Genomic DNA, 18,978 nt, shown 5'->3' on the forward strand with positions numbered 1-18,978 from the left:
CGACGACGGAGACGCGACCATGACCGACACACAACCCAAGAACCCCCGTCGTCCCGCCCGCGAGGCGCTGCTCGAGATCGAGGGGCTCAGCGTCAGCTTCGAGCTGCCCCACGGCACCGTCCAGGCGGTCAGGGACGTCAGCTTTGCCATCAATCCCGGCGAGACCCTGGCGCTGGTGGGCGAATCCGGCTCCGGCAAGTCGGTGACCTCCACCGCCGCCATGCGCCTGCTGCCGGAGCTCGCCCGGGCCGAGGGCGTCATCCGCTTCAAGGGCGAGGAACTGCTGGGTGCCACCGCCAAGCGCATGCGCCGGATTCGCGGTGGCAATATCGCCATGATCTTCCAGGAGCCGATGACCTCGCTCAATCCGCTGCACCGCATCGGCGACCAGATCAAGGAGGTGCTCGACCGCCACCAGAGCCTCAAGGGGCGCGCCGCCACCGCCAAGGCCATCGACCTGCTCGAGCAGGTCGGCATCCCCGAACCGGCAAGGCGGGTGTCGAGCTACCCCCACGAGCTGTCCGGCGGCCAGCGCCAGCGGGTGATGATCGCGATGGCCCTGGCCGGCGAGCCGGAGATGCTGATCGCCGACGAGCCCACCACCGCGCTGGACGTCACCGTCCAGGCCCAGATCCTCGAGCTGCTCAAGGACCTGCAACGCCGCTACGGCATGGCGATCCTGTTCATTACTCACGACCTGACCATCGTCAAGCACTTCGCCGACCGGGTCTGCGTGATGCGCCACGGCGAGCTGGTCGAGCAGGGTGAGACCCGGGAGGTCTTCGCCAACCCGCGCCACGAGTACACCCGCATGCTGATCGACGCCGAGCCACGCGGGCGCAAGGCGCCGGTGGCCGACAGCGAGCCCATGGTGCTCGAGGCCAAGGACATGCGCGTACGCTTCGCCCTCAAGAAGCGCCTGTTCGGTCCCAGCGAGTACTTCGAGGCGGTGCGAGGCATCGACGTCAGCATCCGTCGCGGCCAGACGGTGGGCATCGTCGGCGAATCGGGCTCTGGCAAGTCGACCCTGGGCCGCGCCCTGCTGAGGCTGCTCAAGAGCCAGGGCGAGATCCGCTTCCACGACACCCGCCTCGACGTGCTGGACAAGACCGCCATGCGGCCGATCCGCTCGAAGCTGCAGGTGGTGTTCCAGGACCCCTACGGCTCGCTGTCGCCGCGGCTGACCGTTGGCGACATCATCGGCGAAGGGCTCAAGGTCCACGCCCCGCACCTGTCCCGCGCCGAGCGCGAGGCCCAGGTGATGGCGGCGCTCAAGGAGGTGTCGCTGGATCCCTCGATGCGCAATCGCTACCCCCACGAGTTCTCCGGCGGCCAGCGCCAGCGGATCGCCATCGCCCGGGCGCTGGTGCTCAAGCCGGAGTTCCTGCTGCTCGACGAACCCACCTCGGCGCTGGATCGCTCGGTACAGGTCACCGTCATCGACCTCCTGCGCGACCTGCAACAGAAACACGGCCTGACCTATCTGTTCATCAGCCACGACCTGGCGGTGGTGCGGGCACTGGCCGACACCGTGCTGGTGATGAAGGATGGAGAGGTAGTGGAACAGGGCAGCGCCGAGGCGCTGTTCGCCGCGCCGAAGACCGAATACACCCGCAAGCTGCTGGCCGCCGCCATGCTCGATCAGGTGGCCTAGGCCAAGCGATCTACGAGCTCTACCTACGTAACGTAACAGGCGCTGCTTGAGCAGCGCCTGTTGTGCGAAGGCAGCGGCCGCTGCTTTGGCTCGTATGAACGTCTCTACTCTGTCGGATGCTCGCCTGCGTAGACACGCTCGGCCTGGGCCAGCGAACAGCTCATCAAGAGGTCCAGGGCACCCAGCGCCTGGTCGCTGACGAAGGGATGGGGATCGCCGGCTTGCCGCTGCTCCAACGCCTCGATCCGCGCCAGGGTGTTGTCGCGGGTGGGATGGTTGGACAGGAAGACGTCCACGCCCTGCTGTTCAGAGATCGTCTTCATTCGTGAGGCGGAGGCCGAGTACTCCCGCAAGCGGGCCTCGTCCGGCCCGAAGTTGAAACCGGTACCGCCCCACAGCACCGCCCGATGGGTACTGTCGCCATCCTTCAGCGGAATCACCAGCGACAGCGTGCCGAGGGTATGGCCGGGGGTCACGTAGGCCTCGAGGGCGGTATCGCCAAGAGTCAGGGTGTCGCCGTCGGCGATGGTGATATCGCGCACTGGAGGCTCGCCCCAGCGGGGATTGTCGATGGCCAGCTCCGGCTGTTCGAGGGCGGTCCAGTCCGCATCGCTCATGACCACCTGGGCTCCGTAGTTGTCGACCAGGTACTGCTGACCACCGTAGTGATCACCGTGGGCGTGGGTCACCACCAGATAGGTGATGTCCTCGGGATCCAGGCCCAGATCCACCAGCCCCTGCTCGATAAACTTCTGCGCTTCCTCGTTGTTGTTGAGGGCATCGATCAGAATGATCCCCTCGTTGGTGGTCAGCGCCCAGCTGGCGACGCCGGGCGTGCCGACGTAGTAGAGATTGTCGAATACCTGGGTCGGCATCGGCTCGGCCGGGCCGCGCTGGCGCCGGTCATCGCGACTGGACTCACGACGCTCCCGCTCTGCCGCCTCGCCTTTCGGACGCTGGCCCGCCACCTTGAGCCTGGCCGACAGGTCACACAGGCTGGACAGCCCGGGGAAGGCCTGTCCGGCCGCCAGGCCCCGCTCAGCCAGCTGCTCGGCCAGCTGCTCGGGCAGCTGCTGGGGAGGTTCATCCACCGCCAGGGCGGTCTGACTCAGGGTGAGGCTTACCACGGCCCCTGCGATCATCGCTTTCATGGTCCTTCCTGTTCGCTGCTGTTCGTTTAGGTGGGTCGCTGCGCGCTTTAGAACTCCAGGTCGAGCCCGACCCAGTAGCGCCGTCCATCGTCCACATGACCGAAGTTATCGAACTCGATGTCCTTGTCGGTCAGATTGTAGATGCCGGAAAGCACACGGATCTGTCGTGTCGCCTGCCAGCTGAGCCCCGCGTCCCAGGTAGCGTAGGACGGGGCCCGGATGGAGGTGCTGCTGTTGCTTGAGAGATTCACCGGCTGGCTTTCCTCGCCGCGGAAGGTAAAGCGCAGCCAGGGAGCGAGGGCCTCGGTGGCCTGCCAGTTGACGGTGGTATTGAACAGGTGGCGAGGCACCTGGGTCAGCGGCTGACCCTCGTTGTCACCGCTCTTCTGTTCGGAATCGGTGTAGGTGTAGGAGGCCTGGGCCTGCCAGCGTTCGCCGATCGGCATCTGGACACCAGCCTCGATGCCCTTGGTGATGGCGTCATCGATATTGACGTTGGTACGGGCGTCCGGGTCGCCGGCCGCCGCATCACCGCAGTCGCGATCGCCACAGGCGATGGTGGAGATCTTGTCATCGAAGTCGTTGTAGAACATCGTCAGGCTGGCCTGAAGGCCGTTGGCGCCATCATGCACCAGCCCCATCTCGTAGCTACGGGACTCTTCCGCGTCCAGATCAGGGTTGCCGTAGATATCGCCGCCCCGGCTCTCCTGGACCCAGTCGCCGGACAGCTCGCGCAGGTTGGGCGCGCGGAACCCGGTGGACATACCGCCCTTCAGGGTCCAGTCGGGCAGCAGGCTCCAGACACCGTAGAGTCGCGGGCTGTAGTGCTCACCGAAGAACTCGTGATCGTCCATGCGCAGCCCGGCGGTCAACGAGAAGCTGTCGGTCAGATACCATTCGTCTTCGAGAAAAAGCGCGTACTGGTAGACGGTGATCTCGTCGGTGCCTGCCAGGGCGTTGGTGGTGGTGTCCTCGAGTTTCTCGTCCTCCCAGGTGCCCCCGAAGGTCACGAAGTGGTCGCCCAGCGGCAGTACCCAGCGTGAATCCGCCACCGTATTGCGAATTTCGATATCGCGACCGACGTTGTCGGTTTCCTCCAGCTGCACGTAGGAATCCGAGGTCAGCAACCCCCAGTTGCCCTGGTGGGACAGCGCAACGGTCTTGTGTCGATTTTCGGTCTCGGCGTCGCTCGAACGCTCGGGCAGCGAGAATCCGGCACGACTGGTGCGATCCTGCTCTCGTCGACTGACATCAAGCGAAAGTGAGTGATCGGGCGTAGCCTCCAGCGACAGCCGCGCGGCCAGGTTGGAAAACTCGCGCTTGGCATAGCCGCGCTCGATCTTGTCCTCCTGGCGATGCTGGTACTGACCGGTCAGCTGCAGCCCGAGGACGTCGTCGGCCAGCGGACCGGACACATACAGCTGATTGTTGAATTCGTTGCCGGAGTCACTGTCTTCCTGAATCGTCGCCTCGGTACGCAGTTGGGTGACCCAATCCTCCGCGACCTTGCGGGTGATGATGTTGATGACTCCACCGATGGCATCGGACCCGTACAGGGTCGACATGGGGCCGCGGATGACCTCGATACGCTCGATGGCGCTCAACGGTGGCAGCCAGTCCTTCTGGAAGCCGCCCCCGCCGCTCGGCTGGGATTCCCGCGAAGTCTGCCGGCGACCGTCTACCAGCCACAGGGTGTACTGCGCCGGCATGCCACGCAGGCTGACGTCTTCGCCATCGCCACCGCCGGTCACCACGACGCCGGGCACATCCTGTAGCGCATCGGTGATGTCCCGGTAGGCACGTTTTTCAAGCGATTCCCGGGTCACCACGCTGATCGAAGCCGGTGCCTCGGTCTGCGTCTGCTCATAGCCCGCAGCGGTAACGACGATATTGTCCAGGGCGAGATCCTGTTGCGCCTGAACAGACAGGGAAGCCGCCCCCAGGGGCAGAACAGACCAGCGAATCATCAAGCGAAGGGACATCCGGAGCACCAGGTTGTTGTATTGACCAAATACGATTGATTCGCAATGTTAACCAACCGGGATACGTCCAGACAGCGTTTAGCGATCAGAAAACCGGCAAACCGATGCAACGGGATGTTCGACAATAGTGGACTTCGCCGATTCGCGTGCTATCACCCTGACGGTGAAGCATCGCTGTTGTTACCCCCTGCCCTTCCAGAAAGGCCTCCACTTGCAACGCTGATATCTTCTCTTGGCATGGCTGGCTTCCACGAACGACAGCGCCCCCTCCTGGGAGGGGGCGCTGCGCAGGGTCTGACTATGTTCTAGCGGAAGCCAATATCGGTCGCCTGGACCGAGGTGGTGGCCGGTCAGAAGCGATAGGTCAGAAGCGATAGGTCAGCTGGGCACCGAAGGCCTGGGCGGTGTTTTCGAAGTCCGCCTCGTAGGTGCCGCGATTTTCCTCTTCCTGGGACAGCTCGGCGTCGGATTCGTGGATATAGGAGTAGGCCACGTCCACGGTCAGATCCGGGGTCGGGGTCCAGCCGGCACCCAGCGAGAAGATGATGCGATCATCAGACGGCACACGCACGCTGCGGTACTCGTCCTTGATCGGGGTCTCGTCGTAGGCGAGGCCAGTACGCAGCACCCACTGGGGGTTGAGCTGATAGGCGGTACCGATGGAGTACTGCCAGCTGTCCTCATAGTTCTGGGCCTCGACGATCTCGCGAACATCGTTCTCGACACGCAGCTCATCGAACTCGCTCCAGTTGGTCATGGCGGCGCCGGCCATCACCGTCCAGCGATCATTGAGCTCGTGGGTTACCGAGAAGTCCCACACCTCGGGCAGGGTGATCGACAGATCGGCGTCGGTCTGCTGGGAGAAGGTGCCGGCCGCCACCGATCCCGGAACGGGGCCAGGTTGAGCGGCGCGGACGTTGGTGAAGCGCGCCTTGCCTTCGAGGTCATACTCCACCTCGGAGTGGTAGGCGAAGCCGAAGGTGGTGTGCTCCCAGGGCTTGTACATGGCACCGAAGGTAAAGCCCCAGGCGTTATCGTCGCCCTCGACGTCCACGTCGCCCTCGCCCGCCAGGCCATTCCCCCCCAGCGGTGCGCCGGTAGTGCCATCGAAAAGCCCCACCGGGCCTCCCGGGGTATTGGCGGTCAGCTCACCATCGATCTGGTTGTAGGTCAGGCCAAAGCCCGCCGAGAACTGCTCGCTGAACTTCACCGAGATGGTCGGCTGGATGGTGACCACCTCGACCTTGCTGCGATCACCGTAGAAACGCCCCTCGAACTGACCTTCGTAGTCGGTGATCAGGCCGAAGGGCGCATAGACACCGAGGCCAAAGTGCAGGTTGTCGTTGATCGGCTGGACGTAGAAGCCGAAGGGAATAAAGGTGTCCGGCACCATATCGCCTTCGTTGGAACCATCGCCGGCACTATCTATATCGGTATCCACGGTCAGGAAGGCGGTACCGGCGGTGACCTGGGCACGATCGAGAAACGACATGCCGGCCGGGTTGCCGAACACGATGGTGGCGTCGGTCACGGTGGAGGCACGGCCCGCGTTGGAGGTGCCCTGGCCGCTTACGCCCTGCTCGTTGAGCTGAAAGGCGCCGGCCATCGCCTGGCCGGAAAGAGCAGCGGTGGCCACGGCAACCGCCAGGGTCAAAGGCTTGAAGTTGTTGTGCATCATGTCGGCGTCCTTATTATCAGCAAGCGTGTCGGCGTACTTGTTATGGCGTAGTGGTTATTGTGCAGTTGCGTCCGCGCACTTGTCCGGGCGCAGTTCCTTTCCAGCATTCTTTGTAATTTGTTTGACCTGAATTGCTTGGCCCTGTCGACGGGCCTGCTCGCAGTGTTTGCGAAGGCGCCAAAGAGTTCAAGGCCAAACGTTCGTTTTAATGGCCAAATTACTCATACTTTGGTCAAAGAGCATTTGCCAATTCAGTCATTTCAAAGACTTAGACAAGCTAAACAAAACGCTTCCTGCATACTTCAGGCGCCCTTGACCTTTGTGCAACACACAGGTTTTACACTATCCCCATCGTTCTCCCATGCGCAGCGCCAGTGGGCGCCCAGGAGTGCACATGAAGGTCAGTGAACTGGCAAGAATCACCGGCGTGACTGCCGAGACGGTGCGCCACTACACCCGCGAGGGCCTGCTGGCGCCCGATCGAGACCCTGACAACGGCTATCACCTCTATGGCGACCGCGATCGCGAGCGTCTGGACTTTATCCAGCGCGCCCGAACCCTGGGATTCAGCCTGGCCGAGATTCGCGACATCCTGTCCCATGCCGATCAGGGGGATTCGCCCTGCCCCATGGTGCGCGACCTGCTGGCCGAACGGCTGCCGAAGATCCGCAGGCGCATCGCCGAGCTCGAGGCCCTGGCAGCGCGCATGGAAGACGCCATGCAGAGCTGGCAACACCTGCCAGACGGCGTGCCGGACGGACACAGCCTGTGCCGTCTGATCGAAAGCGTGCCGACGGCGTCCGTACCACAATCCGCCACGGCCAGACAGCGGGAGTCGTCATGAATCGCCTCGAGGAGCACCAATTTCAGGTGACCGGAATGTCCTGCCAGGGCTGCGTCGGGCGCATGCGCCGGGCCATCCAGGAGCACGACGCCGAAGCCCAGGTCGAAGGCGACCCCGGGAGCGGCACGCTGTCGGTTGCCTCATGCCTCGGCGCCGACGAATTAGCCGCCCTGCTGTCGCAAGCCGGCTACCCCGCAGAGGTGAGTGCCACCGATGAGCAGATAGCCAGCGACAGCACGACCACGCCACTAGCGCCCGCCGAGGCGAGTGCCACCGATGAGCAGATAACCGCCGACAGCGCGCCCACGCCACAAGCACCCGCCGAGGCGCCGTCGCCTCAGGAAGAGCCCTCAGCGTCGCTGCATAAAGAGCCCTCAGCGTCACTGCAAGAAGAGCCCTCAGCGCCTTCGCAGCGTCTGGCGATCCAGGGCATGACCTGCGCCGGCTGCGTGGCCAGTGTGCAGAAGGCGCTGGCCGCCACCCCAGGGGTCGAGCACGCCGAGGTCAACTTCGCCTCCCATACCGCGCGGATCCACGGCGACGTCGACGCCGAGGCGCTGGTTCAAGCGGTGGAATCCGTGGGCTACGGCGCCGAACCCATCGTCGACCTGCGCCAGGCCGAACGCCAGCGTGCCGAACGCAACCAGCGCGAATACCGACGCAAGCTCAAGGGCAGCCTGGCCTCGCTGGCGCTGGCGGTTCCGCTGATGGTGATGATGCTGATCCATCACCCTGAGCCGACGGGTCTTGCCCGCCTTGGCTGGGGGCTGGTGGGCCTGGCGACGCTGGCCGTGCTGGCGTTCCCGGGACGCGCCTTCTTCGTCGGCGCCTGGAAAGCGCTGCGTCACCACCAGGCCAACATGGATACCCTGATCGCACTGGGCACCGGCACCGCCTGGCTCTACTCCATGGCGGTGGTGGTGGCTGCCCCTTGGTTGCCACAGGCCGCCCGAGGGCTCTACTTCGAGGCCTCGAGCATGATCATCGGCCTGGTGTTGCTGGGCAAGGCGCTGGAACTGCGTGCCCAGGGCAGGACCTCGGACGCCCTGCATCGCCTGCTCGACCTGCAGAGCCAGAGCGCCCGAGTGGTGCGTGAAGAGGGCGAGCTGGACCTGCCCATCGACGAGGTTCGCCAGGGCGATCTGATCCGGGTGCGGCCCGGCGAGCGCCTGCCCGTGGATGGTGAGGTGGTCGAAGGCGACAGCCATATCGACGAATCGATGCTCTCGGGTGAGCCCGCGCCGGTGGCCCGAGGCCCGGGCGACGAGGTCAGCGCCGGCACGGTCAACGGCCGGGGGTCGTTGGTGTTCCGCGCGACCCGCGTCGGTGCCGATACCCGACTGGGGCGCATCACCGAACAGGTGGCCAACGCCCAGGGCTCCAAGCCACCCATCGGCAACCTGGCCGATCGCGTCTCGGCGGTGTTCGTGCCCAGCGTGATGATCATCGCCGTGCTCACCGCCCTGGCCTGGTACCACTTCGGCCCCGAGCCGCGGGTCATCCATATGCTGGTCACCGCCACCACGGTACTGATCATCGCCTGCCCCTGCGCACTGGGCCTGGCCACCCCGTTGTCGACCATGATCGGGGTGGGCAAGGCCGCCGAGCACGGCGTGCTGATACGCTCCGGCGAAGCGCTGCAGACCGCCAGTCGACTGACCACCCTGGTGGTGGACAAGACCGGCACCCTGACCGAAGGTCGCCCCAGGGTCACCGACTGCCGCTGGTTCGCTGGTGAAGCCAGCGACGACCGCACCCGGCTGCTGGGTCTGGTCGCGGCCATCGAGGCCCGTTCCGAACACCCCCTGGCCGAGGCCCTGGGCCGCTATGCACACGACCATGGCCATGACCATGCCGCCGCCGACACCAACACCAGCGACGAACTTGGCAACAACGCCGACAACACTTCTCTTACCACCAACAGCACCATCGAGGCCTTCGAAAGCCTGACCGGGCGCGGCGTGCGTGCCCGGGACGCCGAGGGACGACGCCTGGCCATCGGCAATGAGGCGATGATGCAGGAGGAAGGCGTCACACTCGCTGACCATGAGCTCGACGACTGGCAGGCCCAGGCCCGCACCCTGGTCTATCTGTCGCTGGACGGCGTCCTGACGGCGAGCTTCGCCATCGAGGATCCGTTGCGCGAGGACAGCCTCGACGCGGTGGCGCGACTGCGGGCCGATGGCCTCAAGGTGGTGATGCTGACCGGAGACAATAGCGCCACCGCCCGCGCGATTGGGGAAGAGGTCGGCATCGATGAGGTCCACGCCGAACTGTCGCCGGAGGACAAGCACGCCGAGATCGAGCGCCTTCAGGCCGAGGGCGAAGTCGTCGGCATGGTGGGCGACGGCATCAACGACGCCCCCGCCCTGGCCCGGGCCGACGTCGGCTTCGCCATCGGCCAGGGCACCGACGTGGCCATCGAAAGCGCCGGGGTGACGCTGATGCGCTCATCGCTTCACGGCGTCGCCGCCGCCATCGAGATCAGCCAGGCGACCCTGGCCAATATCCGCCAGAACCTGTGGGGCGCACTAGGCTACAACGCCCTGTGCATCCCCATCGCGGCCGGCCTTTTCTACCCGCTCACCGGCACCCTGCTGTCACCGATGATCGCTGGCGCCGCCATGTCGGCCTCGTCGATCACCGTAGTGGCCAACGCCAACCGGCTGCGACTCAAGCGCCTGCGCCCCCAGAACGCGCGAGCGCCACGCCCCGCCACCCCGCCATCGCAGGAGGTGCTGTCATGAGTATCGTGGTGACCCTGACGGGACTGGGATTGATCGGCCTGATTGTGTGGTGGTTCTGGCTATCCTGAAGAGACCGCCACGCCTAGGAGCGCCCCATGAGCAAGCCTTCCGTGAGTGACCTGGATTCGAGCCCCAGCCCCCGCCTCAGGTCGGTGCTGGAAACCGCCCTGTACGTGGCCGACATGGCGCGGGCCCGAGCCTTCTTCGAGGAGGTGATGGGGCTTGAGCCCTTCAACGCCGACCATCGCTTCACCGCCTACCAGGTCGGCCCTTCGGTACTGCTGCTGTTTCTCGAGGGCGAGACCCTGGAGACGGTGGTGCTGCCGGATGACATGGGCACCATCCCGCCCCACGACGGCCGCGGCTGGGTGCATATGGCGCTGGCCATCGACCGCGAGGAGCTTGGTGCCTGGGAGACGCGCCTCGACGCCCACGGGGTCGAGATCGAGGGTCGTACCCACTGGCCCAAGGGCGGCGAGAGCCTGTACTTCCGCGACCCCGACGGGCATCTGCTGGAACTCGCCACCCCGGGCATCTGGCCAAATTATTGACGTACCCGGAACCACTCCGGTGGAAAATACGCGGCGGCTGACCATAGGAAGCCTGCTTGCGAGGTCAATCAACTCCACAAGGGCAAGTTGATGAACCCCACGGCTCGAACACTGCTTTGCAACTGCATCAAACGCCTGGCCATGGCACCGATGGTGCTCATGGTCATGCTGGTAGTGCTGACGATCCTTGCTGGACCGACTGCCGTGGCCATGGAGGACTGCGCAGGCCCCTGTATCGCACTCCACAGCGACACACCAGACCACACACACCCGGAGTGCAGCGTCTGTGCCGCCGTCTCGCCGTTGCCGACCATCCACGACACACCGCCAGCCGGCTTGATCGACATCGTCGTCCCGGCTGGCACCAGTCACATCATTGCGCCGCCGAGGCGCCCTCCTCGTTCCTGACAGCAAAAAGCGTCATGTCACCACCGCACATCACAAGGCACCTACCCCGGTGCCACGCTTCTTCTGTCAGGAGTTACACCAATGAGCACGACATGTTTCGCCTTTATGGGTTCGATGGGCTGGATCGGTTGGCTAATGCCGATCGCCTGGCTGATCCTGCTGGGTCTCGGCATCTCCGCCCTCGGCAAGTACCTTCTCACCACTCACCGCTCTCGGGAGAAACAGTCATGAGCCACCGTCACGCCTCCCTGCTTTTCCTCGCCACCAGCCTGCTGGCTGCGGCGCCCGCGATGGCGGATCTGCCCGACACTGCCACCTTGTACAAGAATCCACAGTGCGGCTGCTGTGACGAGTACGCGCGCCTGCTGGAACAACGTGGTGTCGACGTGACCATCGTCGAGACTCGAGACATCGGTAGCATCAAGCAACGCCTCGGCATTCCGTTTGGCCTCGGCGCCTGTCATACCATCGAAATGGGGGGCTACGCGGTCGAGGGGCACGTGCCCTTCGCGGCGCTGGATCGACTCTTCGAACAGCACCCCGATACAGCCGGCATCGGTCTGGCCGGCATGCCTGCCGGCACCCCAGGCATGCCAGGCCCTCGCCAGCAGGAGTGGAACGTCTACGAGTTCCGCGATGGTGAGGCCAGGCCATTCATGACGCTCTGAACGCCCTCACGGGCACGGCCCCGGCAGCTGCCGGGGCATCACCACCAGCGCCACAGCGATCCAGGGCCAAGCAACCCGGTCTTGTCGCCTTGACCTATCTGCTCTCACCTGACGAGTCAAAAGACTCGCTTGTTCGGCCACAGTCTGTCGATGTGAGCGCAACAAGATGGTTACCGTGAAGGAGAAAAGCATGTTCATGACACGCCGCTCGTTCCTGATGGGCTCCTTGCTATCGGGTGGTGCCGTGCTGGCAGCCAACGCCACAGGTCGCTTGTACTCACTGCCGCAACTCAACGAGCTTTACATCCCGGAACTGATCGATGCCCGCAGCCGTCACCAGTCGATTGCGCTGGAAGTTCAGGAGGGCTCGCGCCATTTCTTCCCTGGCCGAGAAAGCATCACCTTGGGCTACAACGGGAGCTACCTAGGTCCCACGCTTCGGGTCCACCAGGGCGACGATTCCGAGGTCACCATCACCAACACCCTGGGTGAAGACACCACCGTGCACTGGCATGGGCTGCTGGTCTCCGGCAACCTGGACGGCGGCCCTCACCAGACGATCCCCGCCGGAGCCACCTGGCGACCGGTACTACCGATACGTCAGCGGGCATGCACTCTCTGGTACCACTCACACGCTCATGGGCGCACCGCCAGACAGGTCTACGCAGGCCTGGCAGGAATGTTGATCGTCAGTGACGACCATGAAAAATCGCTGGGCCTGCCCTCGGATTACGGTGTCGATGACATTCCCCTGATACTTCAGGATAAGCAGTTCGAGCAGGGAACCCTGGTATTACCACAGGGCATGATGACGACGATGCATGGACGACGTGGCGACACTCTCTTGGTCAACGGCACTGTCAACCCAGTAGCAAAGGTTCCTCCCCGGCTGGTGCGTCTGAGGATGGTCAATGGTGCCAACGCCAGGTTTTTCGATCTGGCGTTCTCCGACGCCAGAATCTTTCACTGGATTGCCTCGGAGGGAGGTCTGCTCGAGAAGCCTGTTGCGCTGCGCTCGCTACGCCTCGTTCCAGGAGAGCGAGCCGAAATTCTCGTCGATTTCTCCAATGGTCGCCCTGCGACCCTGACTACCGGACCAGACAGTAGTCTGTCGATGATGCGCATGATGACGCCCATGTCAGGGGCTAGCGAAACGACCGTCATCGAGTTCATTCCCCAAGGCTCCGGCAGCAGTTCCCTTCAGGTACCACAGCGGCTTCACGCCCCTGAACCCCGGATTCCCTCAACGGCACTGCGCAGACGTCGCTTCGAGTTGACCATGGGCATGGAGATGGGCATGGGCATGGGCATGGGAAACATGAGGAGGGACGAAACACGGATGAGCAGGGCCAGCTTCGGCATCAATGACCGTGCCTTCTCCATGGACAGAGTCGATGAGCGGGTCAACCTGGGTGATAGCGAAATATGGGAGGTGACCGGCGCAATGATGGCCCACCCCTTCCATGTACACGGCGTGCATTTCCAGGTCATCAGCCGCAACGGTTCTGCGCCGCAGACCCGTGACAAGGGCATGAAAGACACTGTGCTGGTGCGCGAGCCCGTCGAACTGCTGGTCCATTTCAACCAGCCTTCGCTGGGTGCGCCCTTCATGTATCACTGCCATATCCTCGAACACGAAGATAACGGCATGATGGGACAATTCACGGTAACCTGAAGCCAGCAGCGCCGGGACCTCCGGGCAACGAAGACCGAGGCTTGCCGGGATCACGGACCCTCGTTCGACCGCTTCAGTCGCCCGGCTTATTCAACGGGCTCTGCGTGCTCCACCATCAGCTGCAGCGACTCGCGTCCGCGGAAGCGGTTGCGATTGAGCTTGTAGGCGCAGTGGAGGGTGGCGCCCACGTCGAAGTCCGGCAACTGGCCCGGGGTCAGGCAGCGAAACCAGATGGCCTTCAGAGTCAGTCCGCGACAGGACAGCTCCAGGGTCAGGTGACTGCCGTCACCCACCGGCTTGAGCCGCTCCACCAGAAAGCACCCCTCGAACAGCGGCGCCTCGAACTCACGGCCGAAGGGACCAAGGCCCTCGATCTCGGCCAGGGTCTCGAGGCTTAGCTGATGCTCGCCGAGTTCACCGTCGGTGTAGAGTCTGGGCAACAGTTCCAGATCGCCGAGCTGTTCGCTGACCGCGGTGATCAGCGCCTGGCGGAAGTCGTCGAGGCGTTCCTGCACCACGCCGACGCCGGCGGCGCCCCGGTGGCCGCCGAAACGCGTAAGCGCCTCGGGGGCCAGGTCGTGGGCGCGCTGCAGAGCATCGCGCAGGTGCAGCGCCTCCACCGAGCGTCCGGAGCCGGTCAGCATTCCGGCCTCGGCGGCGGGGGTCAGCACCAGGGTCGGCCGCCCGTAGGCCTGCACCAGGCGCGAGGCGACGATGCCCTGAACCCCCGGATGGCCGTTCTCCAGATAGACGATGACCACCGGCTCGTCGGCGTCCAGCGCCCGGCGGGCCAGCAGCCTGGCCTCGGCGACCATGTCGGCTTCGATGGCCTTGCGCGACTGGTTGTCGGTGTCCAGGGTCTCCAGGTGACGCCGCGCCACCCCGTCATCCCCGGCCAACATGAAGTGAAGCGCCGCGTAGGGATCGTCGAGACGCGAACGGGCGTTGATTCTCGGCCCCATCTGGAAGCCCAGGGTCTCGGCGTCGAAGGGCACGCTGTCGGCGCCCAGGCGCTCCGCCATTACCCGCCAGCAGGGCTCGCCCATGCGATTGATCAGCGCAAGACCGTGGCGCACCACCGCCCGGTTGATGGCACTGCCACCCAGCGACACACAGTCGGCCACGGTGCCCAGCGCCACGTAGGACAGCCAGGGCGAGAGCTTGGGCGTGGACGGCGACAGTACCGCCTGTTCGATCAGTACCTGGCGGGTCAGCGACATCAACAGCCAGGCCACCATGCAGCCGGCGATGGTGGCGTCCGGGTAGTCGCAGTCGGCTCGGGTCGGATTGACCGTGGCATAGGCCGAGGGCGGCGGCCCTTCCTGGGGCAGAGCGTGGTGATCGCTGACCACCACGTCGATTCCCGCCGCCTTGAGCCTGGCGATACGCGCCTCGTCGCTGCTGCCGCAGTCGGCGGTAATCACCAGGCTGGGCCGCGGCGTCAGCTTCAGGGTGCGTTCCACCAGCGGCAGACTGATGCCATAGCCGTCATGAATACGGTGACCGATCAGACTGTGCAAACGTGACTCTGGCACCCCGAACAGTTCGTTCAGGGTGCGCCGGATCACCACGTGGGAGGTGATGCCGTCCACGTCGTAATCGGTGAGGATGCCGATGTGCTCGCCCTCGGCCACCGCCTGAGCGATGCGCTCGGCCGCTCTCGGCGCATCGGCCAGACACTCGGGATGGACCAGATGACGCAGACTCGGATCGACCAGCGGGCCGAGTTCGCCCTGGTAGTCGGGCAGGCGTCCGGCCAGCAGCCGGGCCTGAAGCTCCGACAGCCCGGCCTCGAGCCCCTGCCGATACAGCCTTTCGTTGCGAGGACGCGGTTCGATACGCGGACGCGGCTCGGCATGCTCGCTCGAGCCGGCATTTGCCGGAGAAGAGTGGGACATCGGATTCTCTGGAAGGTTGAAGCGAGGGTGGCGCAGGAGGGTGACGGGAACCGAGAAGGTCGGCGCAGATGGCGTGCTGACCGCCACCTGCGCCGACGCGATACCGGCGCGTCCAACGCGGCTGGATCGACTTAACTGATCGGCAGCATCACGTGTTCGCGATAGGCGCTGCGCTGGGTCAGCTTCTCGTACCAGGCCTCGAGGTTCGGCAGGCTCGGGCGCTCGATATCCAGGGCGAACCACAGGTAGACGTAGGCCCCCAGCGGAATATCACCGATGCCGAATTCCTCGCCGGACAGCCAGGGCTGGCGAGCCAGCGCACCGTCGGCGATACGCAGGCTCTTCTCGAACCCGGCCAGGCCACGCTCGATGGCCGCATCGTCGCGGGTCTCGGGGGTGCCGCGCACCAGGTTCATGATCAGGTCCCGATAGGGGCCCGCCAGACTGCCAAGCGCCCAGTCCATCCACATGCTGCAGCGCGCCCTGGCGCCGGCAGAGTCGGTCGCGAGCCGACCGTCACCGTGCACATCGGCCAGATAGCGGACGATGGTGTGGGATTCCCACAGCACCAGGTCGCCGTCCTCGAGACAGGGAATCAGGCCGTTGGGATTCTTGGCCAGGAATTCCGGCGTATCGAGCCCACCGAAGGGCCCTCCCAGATCGACCCGTTCGAGGTCGATCCCCAGCTCGATGGCACACCAGACGGGCTTCTTGACGTTGACCGAGTTGTTGCGTCCCCACAGCTTCATGGAAGTCTCCCTGTCGGGATGCCCGGCAGCGGGCACCCTTGGCAAAAACCGATGGATAAGAACCGATTGGCACAGAACCGAGCCGAACGCCGCAAGGCGCTCGGCCCCATCCCGAAGGCTTCAGCGACGACGATGTTCGGCGACGAAGGCCTGTACCGCTTCGAGTCTAGCCGGCAGCACCTCGTAGCGTTCCTCGCGCTCGAGCAGATCGTCCATATGTGGCGGTAGCGGCACACCCGGGAAGCCGGCCTTGACCACCGCCTCGGCAAACTTGGCCGGGTGGGCGGTGGCCAGGGTGATCATCGGCGTAGAGGCGTCCCTGCGCTCGCGCTCGGCGGCACGATAGCCGGTAGCGGTGTGGGGATCGAGGATCTCCTGGGTGCGGTGGTGGGCCTCGCGGATCACCTCGAGGATGGTGGTGTCATCCACGCTGTGGCTCGAGAACACCTCGCGCAGCCGGCCCAGCGGGGCTTCGGCCAGCACCGTCGGCTCGTTCTGGAAGCGCCCGAGCAGCTCGTCCACGGCGCCGCCGTCGCGGTCGTAGGCTTCGAACAGCAGACGCTCGAAGTTGGACGACACCACGATGTCCATGGACGGCGCCAGGGTGGCCAGCAGCTCCTGCTTGGAGAAGTCGTTGTCGGCCAGGGTGCGATGGAGGATGTCGTTGGCGTTGGTGGCGACGATGAACTGCTTCACCGGCAGCCCCATGCGGTAGGCCACGTAGCCGGCGAAGACGTTGCCGAAGTTGGCCGAGGGCACGCAGAAGCTGACCTGACGCTGGGGCGCACCCACCGCCACGGCGGAGGCTACGTAGTAGACCACCTGGGCCATGATCCGCGCCCAGTTGATCGAATTCACCGCCACCAGCCGAGCCCCGTCGAGGAAGCTCTGGTCGGCGAAGCTGGCCTTGACCATGGCCTGGGCGTCGTCGAAGTTGCCTTCGATGGCGACGTTGAAGACGTTGTCGGCCAGCACCGTGGTCATCTGCCGGCGCTGCACCTCGGACACCCGGTTGTGGGGGTGCAGGATAAAGATGTCGAGGTTGTCACAGTGACGACAGCCCTCGATCGCCGCCGAGCCGGTGTCGCCGGACGTGGCGCCCATGATCACCGCGCGCTCGCCACGCTTCTTGAGGAAGTGATCGAGGATACGTCCGAGCAGCTGCAGGGCCACGTCCTTGAACGCCAGGGTCGGACCGTGGAACAGCTCGAGCAGGAAGTGGTTGGCGTCGAGCTGATTGAGCGGCACCACGGCGTCGTGGCTGAAGGTCGCGTAGGCGTCCTTGACCAGGCCACGGAAGGTGTCGTCGTCGATCTCGCCGCCGACGAAGGGCTTCATCACCCGAAAGGCGATCTCGGCGTAGGACAGCCCGGCCATGTCGGCCAGGTCGTCGGCGCTCAGGTGAGGGAAGTCCTCGGGAACGTAGAGGCCACCGTCGGCGGCCATGCCGGTAAGGACGACTTCTTCGAAGGACAGCGCGGGCGCCTGCCCGCGGGTGCTGATATAGCGCATCTTGTGATTCCTTGCCGCCGCCCGGGGCGCGGCCTGAGATTCCAGCGAAGCGCCCGCGAAAGCGAGCCTGGGCCCGCTCCCGCAGGCATCATCAGTCCTGCTCGTCGAGGCTCTCGACGCGAATGCGGGTCACCGAGCCGGCGATGTCGGCCAGGGACTCTATGCGGCGAATGGCCTCGTTCATGTGCTTCTCGAGGGTACGGTGGGTCAGCAGGATGATCGGCACCAGTTCGCCCTCGGTGGCCTCCTTCTGGATCAGCGCCTCGATGGAGATACCCTCCTCGGAGAGGATGGTCGCCACCCGCGCCAGCACGCCGGGGCGGTCCACCGCCAGCAGGCGCAGGTAGTAGGCCGTGGTGATGTCTTCCATGGGCATGATCGGCAGCTCGTCACAGTCATCGGTGACGCCGCAGAAGGCCAGATAAGGCGTGCGATAGCGGTGCTCGGTGGAGATGTCGCGGGCCACGTCGAGTAGGTCGGCGACCACCGCCGAGGCGGTGGGCTCGTCACCGGCGCCGGCACCGTAGTAGAGGGTCGGACCAACGGCGTCACCCATCACGGCGATGGCGTTCTTGACCCCGTGGACGCTGGCCAGGAGCCGCTCCTTGGGAATCAGCGTCGGATGGACGCGCAGTTCGAGGCCGTCACCGGTGCGCTTGGAGATGCCCAGGTGCTTGATGATGTAGCCCAGGTTGTCGGCCTGCTCGACGTCCTCGGCGGTGACCCGAGAGATACCCTCGGTGTAGGCCTTCTCGAACTGCAGCGGCACACCGTAGGCGATGGACGCCAGGATGGTCAGCTTGTGGGCGGCGTCGATGCCTTCCACGTCGAAGGTCGGATCGGCCTCGGCGTAGCCCAGCGCCTGGGCCTCGGCGAGCACGTCCTCGAACGCCCGGCCCTCGTCGCGCATATGGGTCAGGATGTAGTTGCCGGTACCGTTGATGATACCCGCCACCCAGCTGATGCGGTTGGCACCCAGGCCCTCGCGCAGCGACTTGATTACCGGGATACCGCCGGCCACGGCGGCCTCGAAGGCCACGATCACGCCCTTTTCATGGGCCGCCTTGAAGATCTCGTTGCCGTGCACCGCGATCAGCGCCTTGTTGGCGGTGACCACGTGCTTGCCATTCTCGATGGCCATCATCACCAGCTCGCGAGCCACGTCGTAGCCGCCGATCAGCTCCACCACCACGTCGATATCGGGGTTGGTCGCCACCTCGAAGACGTCCTTGGTGGTACGAATACCGGTAAGGTCACAGGCGGGATTGATGCTGCGATGGGCGACCTGCTCGATCACCAGCGGGCGACCGGCACGCCGAGCGATCTCGTCGGCGTTGCGCGTCAGTACATTGAAGGTGCCGCCACCGACGGTACCCAGCCCACAGATTCCCACTCTCACCGGTTTCAATGTCATTCTCCCTTCTCGACCGTCGCCGCAAGCGACGGCTGTGTCAGCGATTT

14 protein-coding genes are annotated in these 18,978 nt (G+C 64.8%); 7 read left to right on the forward strand and 7 right to left on the reverse strand.

Annotated features, from left to right (window positions below; genetic code table 11):
- The first annotated feature begins 19 nt into the window (after positions 1 to 19).
- A complete protein-coding gene (locus tag EBB56_RS17520) occupies positions 20 to 1,654 on the forward strand; it encodes an ABC transporter ATP-binding protein (RefSeq protein ID WP_045991317.1) in 1,635 nt (544 codons plus the stop codon).
- 104 nt (positions 1,655 to 1,758) lie between these two features.
- Here EBB56_RS17520 and EBB56_RS17525 read toward each other — a convergent pair whose 3' ends face one another.
- The 3 genes from EBB56_RS17525 to EBB56_RS17535 all read right to left on the reverse strand — a co-directional run bounded on the left by EBB56_RS17525 (position 1,759) and on the right by EBB56_RS17535 (position 6,465).
- Complete coding sequence (locus tag EBB56_RS17525; protein WP_108131208.1) at positions 1,759 to 2,805, reverse strand: MBL fold metallo-hydrolase; 1,047 nt, start codon at positions 2,803 to 2,805, stop codon at positions 1,759 to 1,761.
- Between the two features lie 47 nt (positions 2,806 to 2,852).
- Complete coding sequence (locus tag EBB56_RS17530; protein ID WP_124804945.1) at positions 2,853 to 4,787, reverse strand: TonB-dependent receptor domain-containing protein; 1,935 nt, start codon at positions 4,785 to 4,787, stop codon at positions 2,853 to 2,855.
- Between the two features lie 364 nt (positions 4,788 to 5,151).
- Positions 5,152 to 6,465 carry an outer membrane protein transport protein gene (locus EBB56_RS17535; RefSeq protein WP_311767541.1) on the reverse strand — a complete coding sequence of 438 codons (1,314 nt, stop codon included), beginning with the start codon at positions 6,463 to 6,465 and terminating at the stop codon, positions 5,152 to 5,154.
- A gap of 394 nt (positions 6,466 to 6,859) precedes the next feature.
- On the opposite strand from EBB56_RS17535, the gene EBB56_RS17540 reads away from it, so the two are divergent.
- The 6 genes from EBB56_RS17540 to EBB56_RS17560 all read left to right on the forward strand — a co-directional run bounded on the left by EBB56_RS17540 (position 6,860) and on the right by EBB56_RS17560 (position 13,358).
- Entirely contained in the window at positions 6,860 to 7,309 is a 450-nt protein-coding gene (locus EBB56_RS17540; RefSeq protein ID WP_124804946.1) for a MerR family transcriptional regulator, read from the forward strand.
- Positions 7,306 to 10,056 carry a heavy metal translocating P-type ATPase gene (locus tag EBB56_RS17545; RefSeq protein WP_260425387.1) on the forward strand — a complete coding sequence of 917 codons (2,751 nt, stop codon included), beginning with the start codon at positions 7,306 to 7,308 and terminating at the stop codon, positions 10,054 to 10,056. Before EBB56_RS17540 ends, EBB56_RS17545 begins: the two co-directional genes overlap by 4 nt.
- Positions 10,057 to 10,151: 95 nt before the next feature.
- Entirely contained in the window at positions 10,152 to 10,607 is a 456-nt protein-coding gene (locus tag EBB56_RS17550; RefSeq protein WP_124804947.1) for a VOC family protein, read from the forward strand.
- 489 nt (positions 10,608 to 11,096) lie between these two features.
- Positions 11,097 to 11,246, forward strand: a complete 150-nt coding sequence (locus EBB56_RS21940) for a hypothetical protein (RefSeq protein WP_185696471.1) — start codon at positions 11,097 to 11,099, stop codon at positions 11,244 to 11,246.
- Positions 11,243 to 11,683, forward strand: a complete 441-nt coding sequence (locus EBB56_RS17555) for a DUF411 domain-containing protein (protein WP_045991323.1) — start codon at positions 11,243 to 11,245, stop codon at positions 11,681 to 11,683. The genes EBB56_RS21940 and EBB56_RS17555 overlap by 4 nt, the downstream gene beginning before the upstream one ends.
- A 190-nt stretch (positions 11,684 to 11,873) precedes the next feature.
- A complete protein-coding gene (locus EBB56_RS17560; protein ID WP_045991324.1) occupies positions 11,874 to 13,358 on the forward strand; it encodes a multicopper oxidase family protein in 1,485 nt (494 codons plus the stop codon).
- A gap of 86 nt (positions 13,359 to 13,444) precedes the next feature.
- On the opposite strand, the gene recJ is transcribed toward EBB56_RS17560, so the two are convergent.
- The 4 genes from recJ to EBB56_RS17580 all read right to left on the reverse strand — a co-directional run bounded on the left by recJ (position 13,445) and on the right by EBB56_RS17580 (position 18,925).
- A complete protein-coding gene (gene recJ / locus EBB56_RS17565) occupies positions 13,445 to 15,256 on the reverse strand; it encodes a single-stranded-DNA-specific exonuclease RecJ (RefSeq protein ID WP_124804948.1) in 1,812 nt (603 codons plus the stop codon).
- Positions 15,257 to 15,387: 131 nt separating this feature from the next.
- Positions 15,388 to 16,005, reverse strand: coding sequence for a glutathione S-transferase family protein (locus EBB56_RS17570; protein ID WP_045991326.1), 618 nt, complete (start codon positions 16,003 to 16,005; stop codon positions 15,388 to 15,390).
- A 120-nt stretch (positions 16,006 to 16,125) separates the two neighbouring features.
- Positions 16,126 to 17,517, reverse strand: a complete 1,392-nt coding sequence (gene thrC, locus EBB56_RS17575; RefSeq protein ID WP_124804949.1) for a threonine synthase — start codon at positions 17,515 to 17,517, stop codon at positions 16,126 to 16,128.
- 91 nt (positions 17,518 to 17,608) lie between these two features.
- Positions 17,609 to 18,925, reverse strand: a complete 1,317-nt coding sequence (locus EBB56_RS17580) for a homoserine dehydrogenase (RefSeq protein ID WP_045991328.1) — start codon at positions 18,923 to 18,925, stop codon at positions 17,609 to 17,611.
- Positions 18,926 to 18,978 lie beyond the last annotated feature (53 nt).

The sequence above is a fragment of the Halomonas sp. YLB-10 genome (assembly GCF_003856855.1).
GTDB lineage: Bacteria > Pseudomonadota > Gammaproteobacteria > Pseudomonadales > Halomonadaceae > Halomonas > Halomonas litopenaei.

Excerpts from the sequence above, each read along its gene's own strand:
- EBB56_RS17520 (WP_045991317.1), top strand. The coding sequence starts at position 20 with ATGACCGACACACAACCCAAGAACCCCCGTCGTCCCGCCCGCGAGGCG.
- EBB56_RS17525 (WP_108131208.1), bottom strand. The coding sequence starts at position 2,805 with ATGAAAGCGATGATCGCAGGGGCCGTGGTAAGCCTCACCCTGAGTCAG.
- EBB56_RS17530 (WP_124804945.1), bottom strand. The coding sequence starts at position 4,787 with ATGTCCCTTCGCTTGATGATTCGCTGGTCTGTTCTGCCCCTGGGGGCG.
- EBB56_RS17535 (WP_311767541.1), bottom strand. The coding sequence starts at position 6,465 with ATGATGCACAACAACTTCAAGCCTTTGACCCTGGCGGTTGCCGTGGCC.
- EBB56_RS17540 (WP_124804946.1), top strand. The coding sequence starts at position 6,860 with ATGAAGGTCAGTGAACTGGCAAGAATCACCGGCGTGACTGCCGAGACG.
- EBB56_RS17545 (WP_260425387.1), top strand. The coding sequence starts at position 7,306 with ATGAATCGCCTCGAGGAGCACCAATTTCAGGTGACCGGAATGTCCTGC.
- EBB56_RS17550 (WP_124804947.1), top strand. The coding sequence starts at position 10,152 with ATGAGCAAGCCTTCCGTGAGTGACCTGGATTCGAGCCCCAGCCCCCGC.
- EBB56_RS21940 (WP_185696471.1), top strand. The coding sequence starts at position 11,097 with ATGAGCACGACATGTTTCGCCTTTATGGGTTCGATGGGCTGGATCGGT.
- EBB56_RS17555 (WP_045991323.1), top strand. The coding sequence starts at position 11,243 with ATGAGCCACCGTCACGCCTCCCTGCTTTTCCTCGCCACCAGCCTGCTG.
- EBB56_RS17560 (WP_045991324.1), top strand. The coding sequence starts at position 11,874 with ATGTTCATGACACGCCGCTCGTTCCTGATGGGCTCCTTGCTATCGGGT.
- recJ (WP_124804948.1), bottom strand. The coding sequence starts at position 15,256 with ATGTCCCACTCTTCTCCGGCAAATGCCGGCTCGAGCGAGCATGCCGAG.
- EBB56_RS17570 (WP_045991326.1), bottom strand. The coding sequence starts at position 16,005 with ATGAAGCTGTGGGGACGCAACAACTCGGTCAACGTCAAGAAGCCCGTC.
- thrC (WP_124804949.1), bottom strand. The coding sequence starts at position 17,517 with ATGCGCTATATCAGCACCCGCGGGCAGGCGCCCGCGCTGTCCTTCGAA.